The 13,910-nt window shown below is 59.6% G+C and carries 9 protein-coding genes; 1 reads left to right on the top strand and 8 read right to left on the bottom strand.

Features of this window, described 5'->3' with window-relative positions; genetic code table 11:
• Positions 1-88: 88 nt before the first annotated feature.
• Positions 89-1,672, bottom strand: coding sequence for a glycerol-3-phosphate dehydrogenase/oxidase (locus tag HMPREF2849_RS06005; RefSeq protein ID WP_070862742.1), 1,584 nt, complete (start codon positions 1,670-1,672; stop codon positions 89-91).
• Between the two features lie 622 nt (positions 1,673-2,294).
• Positions 2,295-3,989 carry an FAD-binding oxidoreductase gene (locus HMPREF2849_RS06000; protein WP_049192862.1) on the bottom strand — a complete coding sequence of 565 codons (1,695 nt, stop codon included), beginning with the start codon at positions 3,987-3,989 and terminating at the stop codon, positions 2,295-2,297.
• 224 nt (positions 3,990-4,213) lie between these two features.
• Between HMPREF2849_RS06000 and HMPREF2849_RS05995 the strand changes: the two genes are divergently transcribed.
• Positions 4,214-5,173: a diacylglycerol kinase gene (locus HMPREF2849_RS05995; RefSeq protein WP_070862741.1), complete on the top strand. Its 960-nt coding sequence runs from the start codon at positions 4,214-4,216 to the stop codon at positions 5,171-5,173.
• 55 nt (positions 5,174-5,228) lie between these two features.
• Here the strand turns inward: HMPREF2849_RS05995 and HMPREF2849_RS05990 are convergent, their stop codons facing one another.
• The 6 genes from HMPREF2849_RS05990 to HMPREF2849_RS05965 form a co-directional block, all read right to left on the bottom strand.
• Positions 5,229-7,145 (bottom strand): ABC transporter ATP-binding protein, encoded by a 1,917-nt coding sequence (locus tag HMPREF2849_RS05990; protein WP_070862740.1) that lies wholly within the window; start codon positions 7,143-7,145, stop codon positions 5,229-5,231.
• A gap of 59 nt (positions 7,146-7,204) precedes the next feature.
• Positions 7,205-8,557: a maltokinase N-terminal cap-like domain-containing protein gene (locus HMPREF2849_RS05985; RefSeq protein ID WP_070438715.1), complete on the bottom strand. Its 1,353-nt coding sequence runs from the start codon at positions 8,555-8,557 to the stop codon at positions 7,205-7,207.
• 32 nt (positions 8,558-8,589) lie between these two features.
• Positions 8,590-10,389 carry a maltose alpha-D-glucosyltransferase gene (treS, locus tag HMPREF2849_RS05980; protein WP_070862739.1) on the bottom strand — a complete coding sequence of 600 codons (1,800 nt, stop codon included), beginning with the start codon at positions 10,387-10,389 and terminating at the stop codon, positions 8,590-8,592.
• Between the two features lie 108 nt (positions 10,390-10,497).
• Positions 10,498-11,817 carry a PH domain-containing protein gene (locus tag HMPREF2849_RS05975; RefSeq protein WP_070600904.1) on the bottom strand — a complete coding sequence of 440 codons (1,320 nt, stop codon included), beginning with the start codon at positions 11,815-11,817 and terminating at the stop codon, positions 10,498-10,500.
• A 60-nt stretch (positions 11,818-11,877) separates the two neighbouring features.
• Complete coding sequence (locus tag HMPREF2849_RS05970; RefSeq protein WP_049170706.1) at positions 11,878-12,366, bottom strand: PH domain-containing protein; 489 nt, start codon at positions 12,364-12,366, stop codon at positions 11,878-11,880.
• Positions 12,367-12,597: 231 nt separating this feature from the next.
• Positions 12,598-13,872 (bottom strand): carboxylesterase family protein, encoded by a 1,275-nt coding sequence (locus tag HMPREF2849_RS05965; protein ID WP_049170708.1) that lies wholly within the window; start codon positions 13,870-13,872, stop codon positions 12,598-12,600.
• Between the last annotated feature and the right edge of the window lie 38 nt (positions 13,873-13,910).

The following is a 13,910-nucleotide window of genomic DNA, read 5'->3' as shown; positions in this document are numbered from 1 at the left end:
TGTATACAGAAAAAGCGGGAAGTCCGAAGACCTCTGCTTTAACCAGTAGCTACGGCCGCATCAGAAGCAGCCGCGGCAATGGCCAGCGCTAGGCCAGCCCCAGTGCCTCCTGAGCAGCTGGCAGGGCAGCTTCGCGATCAGCCTTGACCAGCCCCAGACGTGTGCGGCGATCGAGAATATCGTCGACGCTGAGAGCTCCCTCGTGCGTCACATGCCAGGCGAACTCGGCGCGGGTGACATCGAGACCCTCCGCTACCGGGTCGAGCGGTCGGTCGAGCGGACAGGATTCGATGACCTCGAAGGATTCGGCACCGTAGCGGTTAAACAGCGGCATCGGGATACGGCCGGCAGCGGCAGCGGTGCGAGCGCGGTCGAGCTCCTCTGGCTCGGAGCCCAGCACAGGGATGGTGCGGGTGGAGCACGGAGCAAGCGAAACACCGAGCTTTTCCGCAACCTTGTCCACGGTTTGCTCCGCCATTAGACGGTACTCGGTGAGCTTGCCACCAGTAATGGAAATCAGGCCGTTCGGGGCCTCCAACAAGGCGTGCTCGCGGGAGAGGTCAGCGGTGTGTGCCTCGCCGGCGTCGATGAGCGGACGCAGGCCGGCGAAAGCACCGATGACATCGTCACGAGTGAGCGGAACCTCGAGTGCCTGGTTGATGACATCGAGCAGAAAAACGATGTCATCCTCCGGCACTTCCGGCTCGTCCGGAATCGGGCCCGGTGCATCCTCATCGGTCAGGCCAATGTAGACGCGGTTGTGCTCTGCGGGAAGGACAAAACAGAAACGGTTGGTGTGACCAGGAACCGGTACCGTGAGAGAGCCGGTAGGGTTGCCTAGCTTCGCGGCGTCAAGAACCAGGTGCGTGCCGCGAGATGGGCGAATCTTGATGTTCGTCGCTAGGTTTGCGGCCCACACACCAGTGGCATTGACCACAGCGTGAGCCGGCAGCTCGAAGGAATCGCCAGTGAGCTCGTCGATTAGTGTGGCGCTCGTTCCAGAGGCGTTCTCGCAGCGCACCCGGGTCAGAATAGTTGCACCGTAGCTAGCGGCGGTTCGAGCGATAGTGGTGACCAAGCGTGCGTCGTCACGCAGCTGACCGTCGTAGTTGACGTAGCCGAATTTCACGTCGCGCTTACGGACGGTCGGCGAAAGCTGGCTGACTCGGCGGGAACTGACAGTGCGGGACAACGGCAGGGTAGTGGCGGAGGTACCAGCGATAATGCGTAGAAAGTCACCGGCCAAGAAGCCTAAACGCGGCAAAACCCGGGTCAACGGTGCGAATTTGTCCATCACCGGTACAACCTGTGGCAGGTTATGCACCAGGTGCGGAGCGGTGACGTCGAGCAGCGCACCACGTTCAATAGCTGAGCGGCGAGCGATACCGACATTGCCACTGGCAAGGTAGCGCAAGCCCCCGTGGGCGAGCTTCGATGACCAACGAGAGGTGCCGAAAGCGAGGTCCTTCGATTCGACGAGAACGGTTTTCAAACCCCTCGACGCCGCATCTAAAGCGATGCCGACACCAGTGATACCGGCGCCGATGACCAGCAGATCTGGGATGTCGCCCTTAGCGGTTTCTTCGCGTAGACGATTCAAGTCCGCTTGCCGACGAGCCTTGTTCAAAACCGCAGCTGAGCGATCGCGCTGAGGAGCGTGCGTGGCAGTCATAGTCTTTCTTCCTCGACTTTCCCGAAGACGGTGATAGTGATGAAACTATCTGGCGTAAGTGATGAAGTTGTGGAGTGCGTAGTGAGTGTGAACTATTTCGGGCGTACCCCATTGCAAGGCGCTTAGAAATAGACTAAGTTGTTCATTATCAACGACCGGCACGGATATTGATTCAAGAGATCTTTCTTAGTTGCGAATCATTTCCCGGGATTACAAGGAAGGAGACACCTCGATGGCTATGCACCCAGCGTCCAACCGCTCTGAGTCCATGAACCGAGCTTTCGCTGCTATTGCACCATCGCTGCAAATGTGTTGCTGCTGTCTCCAGTCCGTGCCACCCCAGACAGGTCGTAACTAGAAAAGCACGCTTAGGTATTTAAAACGCCACGCTGTTTGCGGTCGCACGGACGAAATCGCACCGATTGAGCCGACCATCCCACTATCCGGGCATCTTCGCTTGGAATCCCAGGAAGAAGCGACAGCGACAATGACCGCAGCACTTGAATCTTTTACCCTTGACGATTACGTTTCACTGTTTATTTATGACGGCCCAACGTCACCGGCAATCTACGCCAGCGAACTGGTCAGTCTAGCTCGCTAGCGGAGGCTGGCGGCAACAGGGTTAAATCATGTTGCCGTCGTAACGCTCTTCCAAGGAGTGCGGACCGGTAGCCAACTTGCCCGGGTTGAGGATGCCAGCAGGGTCGAGTTCGTCCTTAATTGCACGCATGACCTTGGCGAACAACTCGGTGTTCTCCTCGTAGTACTGCGGGCTGTGATCCTGGCCAATGCCATGGTGGTGCGTGATGGTGCCGCCAAAGTTCATCATGGCCTCCGACGCCGCGGTCTTGATGTCCATCCACTGCTGGAGGATCTCGCCCTCGGTCTCGCGGAAGAAGTACGTGAAGTACAGCGAGCAGCCGGATTCGTACATGTGCGAGATGTGGCAGAAGACGTACACCGGGGTGCCGTGCTTCTCGCCAGCGGCTTCCATTGCGGAGGCGATTTCGCGGCGCAGTGTAGCGGCGTTATCCCAGGTGGTGGCGGTTTCCAGGGTGTCGACGCCGACGCGGCGAGTCATCATGACATCGCGCAGGTACGGCGAGGAGAAGCGGTGGTTAACCCAAGCCATGCCCGGGATGGAGCCCATGCGGACGCACTTCTTGGCCAGCAGGCGAGCGGCCAGGCGCTCACGGGTGACGCGGGCGCCGACCGGATCCGTCTGCGCAAAGCCAAAAATCACCATGCACGGGGTGTCGATGCCACGCAGCTTCAGGTACTTTGTGACCTTCTCGGACATGCTGGCGGAGCCCAGCTGAGTGAGGCCGAACAGCGTCTCCTTCTCGTCGGAGATGCGTGCTAGGTGCGGGATATTGCCGCTCTGCTCCAGTTTGCGCAGCTCCTCGGCGGCTTCCTCAAAGGAGTTGAAGAAGTAGGTGTCGAAGAGCATCTCCTTTTGTGGACGCTGATTCAGGGCAATCGTCACATGCGTGATGATGCCCAGGGTGCCCTCCGAACCCAGGAAAAGCTCACGCGGGTTCGGGCCGGATGCCGACGACGGCATGTCGCGGAATTCCATGGTGCCGGCTGGCGTGACGACGCGCATGCCAATCACGTTGCGGTCGATACGACCGTAACCAGAGGATTCTTGGCCTGCCGAGCGGCAGGAAACCCAACCGCCGACAGTGGAGTACTCGAAGGACTGCGGGAAGTGACCAGCGGTGAAGCCGGCCTTGGACAGCTCCTTTTCTAGGTCGGGGCCGAAAACGCCGGTCTGGGCGGTGACAGTGCCAGCGACTTTGTCGATGTCGATGATCTTGTTAAAGGCGGTCATGGACACTGCGATGGCCTTACCCATGCCTCCGTCAACAGCCTCCACGCCGCCGACGACCGAGGTGCCACCACCGAAGGGGACGACTGCAATCTTGCGCTCAGCGCATACCTTGAACAGGTCTTCGATGTGCTTTTCAGTTTTCGGTAGCACTACAGCATCTGGGGCGACATCGAGCTTGGCTGCGCGAAGGCGAACCAGGTCGGGGTAGGAGCGTCCGACCGCGTGCTTGACGCGGGTGTCGTGGTCGGTGGCGACGGCATCCGCGCCGACAACAGCGCCCAGGGCTTCGATATCCTCGGCGCTGAGGCGACTATTGGGGATGGTGACGTCGGCGATGTTGCGCGGCGGGTTGTTTGCGTCCAACGACATACCGATTTCGCGCTGCAGTAGCTTCTCGCTGGCCGTGGTGATTGGCTTGTCGTTGCCGTCAACACCCCAGCCCCACCAGCGCATGCGGTACGGAATCGTGAGCTTGTTAGACATCCTGAGCTTCTCCTTGGGCATCGGTGCTGCGAGTCTGAACTGCGGAATTATATGTAACTTGCGCGGAAGCACATCTTTACATCTTTTATTATAGCGGTATTACGTTACGTTTTCTCAAAAAATGTCAATCAATCTTGGTAAGCTTTAGTTAGATGCATTAACGCACTCCCATAAAGGCCAGTATTGACCGGTCAAAAGCCCACGTAAAAGTAGGTATTTCTTCGATGAACGCTAACGACAAGGATCTCAACTACCCGCTGGGAACAACTGAGATTTGTACCCTTGCTCTGGTCACTAACCCCCACGCGGGTCATGGCGCCTCGCAGATTGCGTCCGCCCGGGCGAGCCGGGTGTTCGCGGATCGCGGCATCGATGTCATCGCTCTCCAAGGTGCTAACCCCGACGACGCCCGCAAGCTCATTCGTGAGGTCATCGCCGACGGCCGAATTGATGCCCTGGCAGTCTGTGGTGGCGACGGCATGATTAACCTCGCACTGCAGGAGCAGGCACAGACCGGCATCCCCCTCGGTATTATCCCGGCCGGCACCGGAAACGACCACGGTCGCGAATACAATCTGCCGCGTGGCAATGCTCGCGATGCCGCTCACGTTATCGCCGATGGCTTCTGGACGACCACTGACCTCGGCCGCATCATCAATGAGGCAGGGGAGCAGCGCTGGTTCGGCACTATCATGTGTGCCGGCTTCGACTCGATTGTCTCCGACCGCGTCAATCAGATGACCTGGCCGCATGGCCGCAACCGCTACAACCTGGCTATCGTCCGCGAGTTCTTGGCTTTTCACTCGCTACCATTCCGCATCACGCTCGATGACGATCGGGTTCTCGAAGATCCAATCACGCTGGCCGCCTTCGGCAACACCCGTTCTTACGGCGGTGGGATGAAGATTTGCCCGTCCGCAGACCACTCCGACGGACTGATGGACATCACTGTCATCGGCAAAGCCGGGCGCATCAAGGCCGCCCTGGCCTTCAAGTCCGTGTTCGACGGCACCGTTGAAAAAATCGGGGAGGTCAGCACCTACCGCGCCAAGAAGGCTTACGTGGAATACATCGGCCCGCCACGCCAGATGAATGCCTACGCTGACGGCGACCTCATGTTCCCGATGCCGGTCACCGTCGAAATTGTTCCGGGCGCTGGCCGCTACATCGTTCCCCGTCCGTAAAAGGGCGCAGGGGTGCCCGTCGTCAAGCGTTTCCTGCATGCTTGACGACGGCGCGTTACCCCTTGATGCCGTATTTCTTCAGGCGCAGACGATCCGCCGCCGAGGCCGAAGCCGTCAGGCGTAGCAACTCGGCGTAGATACCGTCAGTCTGCGCCAATTCTGCGGGTGCTCCGACCTCGTCGACGTGACCGTCACGCAGCGTCACGATGGTGTCCACATCGGAAATTGTGGACAGGCGGTGGGCGATGATAACCGTTGTGCGTCCCTCCATCAGCTTGTCCAAGCCTCGCTGAACTTCGCGTTCTGCCTTGGTGTCCAGCGCCGAAGTGGCCTCGTCCAGGATGAGCAGGGGAGCATCCTTCAAAATTGCGCGCGCGATGGCGATGCGCTGCTTCTGGCCACCCGAGAGCTTCATACCTCGCTCGCCGATAGTGGTGTCGTAGCCGTCGGCGAAGCTGCGGATGAAGTCGTCGGCGTTGGCCTTCTTCGCGGCGGCAATGATTTCTTCGTCGGTGGCGTTGGGTTTGCCGTAGGCGATGTTTTCCCGAATCGTGCCGGAGAACAGTGACGAGTCCTGGAACACGACGGCAGAGCCAGCACGCAGAGTGGAACCGGAAACCTCGGAGACATCCGACCCCAGCACGCTCAAGCGGCCTGCGGTCGGGGCGTAGAAGCCGAGCAGCAAGTTGACGATGGTGGACTTGCCGCCACCCGACTCGCCGACCAGGGCGATTTTCTGGCCCGAGTACGCCTGGAAGCTGACATTGGAGAGCACCGTCTTGTCCTCTTCGTAGGCAAAATCCACTGCGTCGAAGTCGACAATGGGAGCACCAATTGCCTCCTGTTCGGCTGCGCGTTCCAGGGAGGAACGGTGGGCGCTGTCGACGGACTCTGCGTCTGCGGTGGAACTAACGGACGCGGAGTCGAAGTCGCCGTTATTCGCGGTCGCTGCACTGAGCAGCTCCGGCTGCGTGCGAGTCTCTGGAGTAAGCTCCATGACCTTGAAGTAATCGCGCGAACCGGCGACTGCGCGTTGGGCAGCGTCGACCAGGAAGCTCATCATGGTCACTGGTTGGCGCGCCATGTTAATCAGCTGAATGAGCATGACCATGGTGCCGATGGAGAATTCTCCCGACAGCGTACGCAGGAAAAGCAGCAGGTAAATGCCTGCGAAGATGATGTTCAAAATGCCCCCGCGAAGGGCATCCATGCGGTGCCACCACGTTGACTGATCGCGGGTCAGGGAGATGGTGCGGCGGAAGCGGGAACCAAAGAAAGCGATTTCGCGCAGCTCTGCAGTGAAGGAGCGGACAACCTTGACTTGGCCGATGACCTCGGCAAAACGGCCACCGGCGATATCGATTTGTTCGTTCTTTTTCGCTTCAATCTTCTGCCAGCGCTTCGAGGTCAGCGCGGTCAGCAGGGTGTAGACCGGGAAAACGATAATCAACAGCACCGCCAGTGGCCAGTAGTGCCAGGCGGTGATGCCCAGTACCGCGCCGACGGTCAACAGCATTGGGAAGAAGTTGTTGGAAAACGCCTGGAGGAACTGCGTGATATTGGTAATCGAGCGTTCCAGGCGGGAGATAATTGTGCCGGTGACCTGACTGTCGAAATAGCGTTGCGGCAGCGACAGCAGCTTTGCATAGTAGCGGGTCGACAGAATCTCGCGCATGCGCGCAGTCATCACATCGCCCAGGTAACCACCGATGTTATGCACGATGGTTTGCGTCAGATCTGCGATTAGCAGCCCGATGACCAGCCAGATTACCGTGCGAGTGGTATCGGACATCGCCGCCGGGCTCAAGCCTTCATCGCTGGACACCGCGCCGACGATGGCGTCGGTGGCATCGCGGATGAGGAAGGGGCTAATCAACGACGCGGCGGCGGTGGCCAGCGAACAGATGATGACCCCGATATAGAAAGGCCAGAGCACTCGTGTAGTGGACAGGATTCTGCTGAGCAGACGCACGAAAGACCTCTATCTTGCGGGAGGATCACTCCCGCGATGAAATTACTGCGACAAAAGCCCTATCCTAACAGCGAGCGCACAGCACCAAGCGGCAGCGGCAGCCAGTTGGGGCGGTTCTGCGCTTCGTAAAGGCACTCGTAGATGGCCTTATCCAGTACAAAAGCCTCCAGTAGCGCCGGGTCACTGGCATCGCCATAGCCCTCCAAGAACGCATCGATATTGCGGCGAGCCCACTGCTCAACACGCTCGGTAGCCGCCTCGGTGTCTTCACGTCCGGTCAGCAGCGGGTAGTGAGCGGCGTAATCGAAGGAGCGAATCATGCCGGCGATATCGCGTAGGCGGTGATCCGGCAGCCGGCGCTCCTCCCACGGGCGCGACGGCTCGCCTTCGAAGTCAATCAAGCGCCAAGAGCTCGGCGTGCGCAATACCTGCCCCAAGTGCAGATCACCGTGGATTCGCTGGACGACGGCGCCACCTTCCGGAACCGCAGCCTCCGCGCGATCGAAGATAGCCTGAGCCTTATCCTTGACCTCAGCAATTTGTGGCACCACACCAGCAACGAAGTCCAGTCGAGCTCGCAGTGGGGCTACCAGCTCCGCACCGGTCAGACGCTCCTTTACCGCGACAGCGGCAGCGAGGCTGCTGTGTACCGAGGCCACTGCTGCGCCGAGCGCACGCGCTTCGGATGTAAAGTCGGTGCCCAAATCTTCCAGCGGGGTCTGACTGTCGCGGATGGCATCGCGCACTGCGCCAAGAGCCAACTCCCAGCCATCGACCGAGTTCGGTGCGAATTCCTGCAGCATGGCGGTGGTGTAGGTGTCTTCGCCAATGGTGGTCTCCACCCAGGAGTAGAGCTCAGGGACGAACTTGCAATCCGCCTGGGCCAGTGCGGCCAGCAGCTCCACATCGGCATTAGTACCGGGGTAGAGGCGACGGAAGAACTTGCACATCACGCGGTCGTCGAAAATGACCGAGGTGTTCGACTGCTCGACTCCCATGGGGCGGCCGGATTCCGGTCGGAGCTGCTCAGAGCCCGGCACACGCCGCAGTTCCATGCGGCCGAGCTTGCCTTCGTCGGAAAGCTTCTGGCCGAGTGCTGTGATGGCATCCGAATCGATCAGAGCGTCGTAGCCGACGATGCCCTCGGCGCGAACCAGCAGGGACTGCTCGTGGCCATCGGGGACGTCCTCCGCCCAAGCGATGGGCAGCTGATAGGTCGGTGCAGAATGTGCGGTGTGCACCCTCACCAATGCGATATCGACATCGGGACTGTCGGGATTGTCGCGCAGTACGGGGTCAAGCGCGAGGATCTCGACGTGGTCGATGTCAGAGACCTTGTCAGCGAAAAAGCGCATCTTGACCAGTGTTTCTGCCAGCTCTTCGGCAATGAATTCGGCGGTGGGAATAGTCATTTTAGTTCTTTCGCCTTTCGGGACTTAAAAGATCACTCTTTATTATCGGCGTTTGTTACGGCATCGGCGGCCGTGCCGGAGTGCTCGCGTGATGACGTCACCGGCGCGTCCGATATCGCCTGCGCAACCGGGATTGTCGGCGCCGACATCGAGGCGCTCGATTCGAGGTTTGTCTCTGGCGGCAACTGGATTTCGAACCAGTAGAAACCGTGACCAGGAAGCGTGATCTGGTAGGAATCAGTGCCAATCGTGGGGAAGGGAACCGAACCCGTGAGCTCTACCGGGGTGGCTCCGGCGAACTCGGACAGATCCAGCGAGACGGCCGCGGGGTAGGAGGACAGGTTGTTGACGCACAGCAGCACTTCGTCGCCGTATGTGCGCAGATAGGTCAGAACAGAGGCGGTATCGCTATTCAGCTCGCGGAAATCACCGAGGCCAAAAGCCTCATAGCGCTTGCGGACCTGAATCAGTCGACGCACCCAATTCAACAGCGAATTGGAGTAGCTCGCTTGGTTCTCGACATTGACCGCCTGGTAACCGTAGGTCGCATCCTGAATGGTCGGCAGATAGAGCCGACCAGGGTCGGCCTTGGAGAACCCGGCGTTGCGGTCGGGTGACCACTGCATCGGTGTGCGCACGCCATCGCGGTCACCGAGCCAAATGTTGTCGCCCATACCAATTTCGTCCCCGTAGTAGAGCACCGGCGAACCCGGCAGGGAGAGTAGCAGGGCATTGAAAAGCTCGAGCTGTGTGCGGTCATTTTGCAGCAGTGGCGCTAGACGACGGCGAATGCCGATGTTGGCCTTCATCCGCGGATCGTGCGCATACTCGGCGTACATGTAGTCGCGCTCGGCATCGGTGACCATTTCCAGCGTCAGCTCATCGTGGTTGCGCAGGAAAATGCCCCACTGAGCCGAAGACGGAATCTCTGGCGTGGACTCCAGGATCTCCGAGATGGGGAAGCGGGACTGCTTGCGCACCGCCATGAAAATGCGTGGCATGAGTGGGAAGTGGAAAGCCATGTGGCATTCGTCGCCACCGACCTCCGGGTCGCCGAAGTATTCCACCACATCGGAGGGCCACTGGTTGGCCTCCGCCAGCAGGACGCGACCCGGGTATTCCTCATCCATGACCTTGCGGCAGCGCTTCAGAAAAGCGTGGGTCTCGGGCAGATTCTCGCAGTTAGTACCTTCGCGTTCGAAGAGGTAGGGAACAGCGTCGAGGCGGAAGCCATCGATGCCGAGATCGGACCAGAAGCGCAGCACATCGAGCATCGCTTCCTGCACCGCCGGATTGTCATAGTTCAAATCCGGCTGGTGGGAGAAGAAACGGTGCCAGTAGTACTGGCCACGCACCGGGTCATAGGTCCAGTTGGAATCCTCGGTATCGACAAAGATAATGCGTGCGCCCGAGTAAGTGTCCGGGTCATCAGTCCAGACATAAAAGTCGCCGTAGGGGCCATCCGGATCAGTGCGCGACTGCTGAAACCACTCATGGGTATCGGAGGTGTGGTTCATCACCAGGTCAGTAATAACGCGGATACCGCGCGCATGGGCCTCGTCGAGAAGCACCTTAAAATCCTCGACCGTGCCAAACTCGTCGAGCACGGCGCGGAAGTCGCGGATATCGTAACCGCCGTCGCGCAGCGGGGAGTCGTAGAAAGGCGGCAGCCAGAGGCAGTCAACGCCCAGCCATTGCAGATAATCGAGCTTCTCCGTCAGCCCTTTGAGGTCGCCGGAGCCGTTGTTGTCGGAGTCGAAGAAGGCCCGGACGAGCACCTCATAGAACACCGCGCTGCGGTACCACTCGTAATCTTCCTTGGCGATAGTCATGCATCCCAGCGTAATGACTATGCCACTAGCCTGCAGAGAGAGTTTTCCTGCGAGATCCCACAAGACCGCGCGAGACGGCCGTCCTGGGAGACCTCATTAAACAGCATTCTAAACAGCCTTGTGTTCCTGAATCAGCGCGGTGAGCTGGTACGCATCATCCAACTTCAACTCCGTTGCCACCGGAGTGACCGCTCCCGGCACCATGTCGATTCGCACGTTTGCCACCCCCGCCGCTTTCTTCAGCGGAGAAATGGTTAGTGTATGCCCCTGGATGCGCTGCCAAGGGACTATGAACCGCGTATGCCAGAACCGCCCCTTGGTCACTAACAGCCCCCGCCGCGTGGCCTGCACCTTTTGGAATTTCCAGTCAATTGGGCTGAGCCACCACGCCGTGCGTGGAGTCTGCCAGGAGCCCAACAGGTCATCCGCGGAGGACGGTCCCGCAATCTCAGTCATCAGGTAATCGACAATCGCGTCCGTCTCCGGTGCCGGTGCCACTGGCACCAGTGTGTTGTTCGACTGTGTGCTGTCCAGGCCATAGCCCGCCACCGAGACATCCGCACGGGACCATCTCCACGGACGCCACCAGAGCGGTTGCACCACTTTAAACCCATGAATGCGATCAATGGGAATGGTCTGAGCGCGCGTCGACAACAGTCCGGCGGTAATCGCCAGACGCCTGCTTTCCGACGATACCTTCAGCGTGAAATCCCACGACTGATTTAGTACCCCGAAAAGGCCGACAGCGAAACTGCCAATCACAATCAGAGTAGTGATGGTTACTCCGCTGAGGATTTCTACGATGAGGTCGGTAAACAGCGCAGAGACAACGGCGAGGAGGATGAGAGCTATGCCGACGAAAAGACCGGGTCCAATGGCCACGGATGCAATCAGCCGTCCGACATCGACCGGGCCAAAGATGGTCTTCGCTTCGGGCATGCGAGAGGACATGTGAGCGCCGGAGTCGAGGGGCGCGGTGGAGCTGTCACCGTCGTAAAGCGAATGCGCCAGTTCGGTGTCCAGCTTTTCTACCTCACCCAGCACGTCGGCGCGGAACTGTTCGCACTGCGGGGGAGTGAGGTATTTGATTGTGAAGTGTGAATCGGAGCCGCCGGCTGTTTCAATGACAATTTCGGCGAGCCCGAAAATGCGCGCCAACAATGGTTGGTTGATATCCACCGCCTGCACGCGGTCGAGCCGTGCCGCGCGTCGAGAACGCAGTAGCCATCCGGAGCCGTAGCGAACCTCATCGTCGGTGAGCTCGTAGAACGTATACCGCCAGGACAGCCACGAGAAAAATGCAATCAGACCAATAATTATGGCGACCGCACCGGTACCGACAAGGAGACCGAGCCATGCCCAGTCGTAGAGCTGAGTCACGACCGCAACGGCCAACTGCCACTGATTCGCGACTGCGAATGCAGTCACCGCAGCGATTGTGGCAAAGCTTTTGAGCAGCGGAGATAGGGGATGAACTCTATGCCTCATTTAGAGACCCGCCATCCGGTCGTGGGCGCGCTGAGATAGACGAGCGCGCAGGGCGAGCGCTTCTTCACGTGGCAAACCGTGGACGGCTGCATCCGAGCTCGCCGATGCTGTGTTGAGCTTCAGCGTTGCCAGTCCGAATAGTCGAAGGAGAGGTCCTTCATCGATGTCGATGAACTGGATTCGTCCGTAAGGGACGACAGTGACCGAGCGCCACCAGCGTCCGGACGCAACAATGAAGTCGTTGTCCTCTTCGAGGTATCGGTGGGCACGAACTCGTCGACCGATGAGCCAGTAGATATATGCGAAGTAGAGCACGCAGGCGAGGACGCCCAACCACATCCACGGAGTCCACATCACAGCGGCGACGACGGATGCAATCGTGATAACTAGCAGGGGAGCGGCGTGCGCGACTCGCTTCACCTTAGCCAGCGCGGGGTCGACCGGCTGCAGCGCGGAATTCTCGGGGACTAATAAATCAAGCGGCTCCATAGTTGACAGTTAACCACAGAGGGTAAAGCTTGCGTCTGGCCTGGTGCTTCGGTAAGAACGGTGGCTATGGATCGCAGGAAACTCATAGCAGTACTTATCACGCTGATCACCATTTTGGTCTGCGTCGAGATTTATCGGTACATGCAGACTTTGCCAGCTTAAGTCGCTGGGCTCAGTTGTTGAGCACAACAGCACAGCGCTAACCAGCGCAAGCCTCACCCGCCTTATGCCTTATGCGCCAAAGAGCTGGCGCGGAGCCGCCCACGCATCGATGGCAATGTCCTCGACTGCCTGGGCGTCAGCGCCAGCAAAGGTGGTCACCTTGCGGTCATTGTTGTAGCGGGGCATGTGTGAGGTGCCTTCGCGGATGAACTCGACCGCCACTTGGTGGAATGGATGGTTGGGTTCCTTCATACCGAAGAAGCGTGCAATGTCGATGCAGTGCGGAGCACCACTGGTGCGGCCAGCAGGTGCATAGCCCAACCCTTCTCCCGGTTCGAACTGTGCCGCCCACACATCCAGCTCAGCCGCCACGGACCGTTCGGCGACTTTAACAGCGTATGAGCGAATCGCTGAGTCAGAAATGACATTCCCCATCGGACGTTCGGCATAGGCGGTGGCCGGAAATTCGCCGTGGCCGCGATGCCCCTTGGCGTAGCGCCGAGCCATCCACTCCCGCATGGGCAACTTGTCCATCGCCACAACCGGCGGTTCTGAGAAGAACTCTTCGCTGGTGGCAGTCACCATCGTTGGCAGTGTGGGAGCAAAGCTGTCAAAGCGAGGCCCAATTGCCGGATCCGAAGGTGAGGATGCCGACACCAATTTCTGGGCTCGAGCGACCCTGCGTTCGTCGGCACGCGAAAAGACGTCGGTGGACGGCGCACGTCCCACACCGATGCCCGCCAACGTGCGGCGGAGACGCGAGCCCGACAGCAGCGAGAAGGCCGGCGACATGGCGATGGTGCGCTGGATCTGGCCGCGAGTGCGTTCGTCGGCAGCGAGAGTGAGCGCCAGCGCCGCACCCGCCGATTGCCCCGAGATAGTGATGTTGTCGATATCGCCGCCGAAGGCAGGCGCGTTACGACGAGCCCACTGCAGCCCCAGATACAGGTCATCAATGGCCCGGTAGGTCTCTGTTTCACTGTCGCGCCAGAATCCCTCGAGGCCCTTGCGGTATCCGAGCGAAACGGTGACGATGCCTGCCTGTGCGAAGGCCGTCGCGTCCGTCCAGGGCTCGGAGGGATGCCCAAACTCGTAGCTACCACCGTGGATCCACAGCAATACGGGATAGGAAGCGTCCGCGGGCTCAGCCGGTGCGGTGACGGTGAGAACTAATTCGCGCTCGGGTTCACAGCGCCGAGTGCCTGACTGTGGCCCGTCAGCCACCGGTGCCGACGCGGCGAACGGAGCAGCATCTGCGTAATCGATATTGAAAACTTGTATTGCGTCATCGTGAATACGGCCGGTTAGCCTCCCACAGGGAGCGGAAATAGTCGTCTCTGTCATGGCGGAAAACGCCTCCTCGTCACGGTTGGTCCTGCCAG

Origin of the sequence: Corynebacterium sp. HMSC073B01 (assembly GCF_001838255.1) — a bacterium.
Lineage (GTDB): Bacteria > Actinomycetota > Actinomycetes > Mycobacteriales > Mycobacteriaceae > Corynebacterium > Corynebacterium jeikeium_D.
This window is presented reverse-complemented; position numbering and strand designations above follow the sequence as displayed.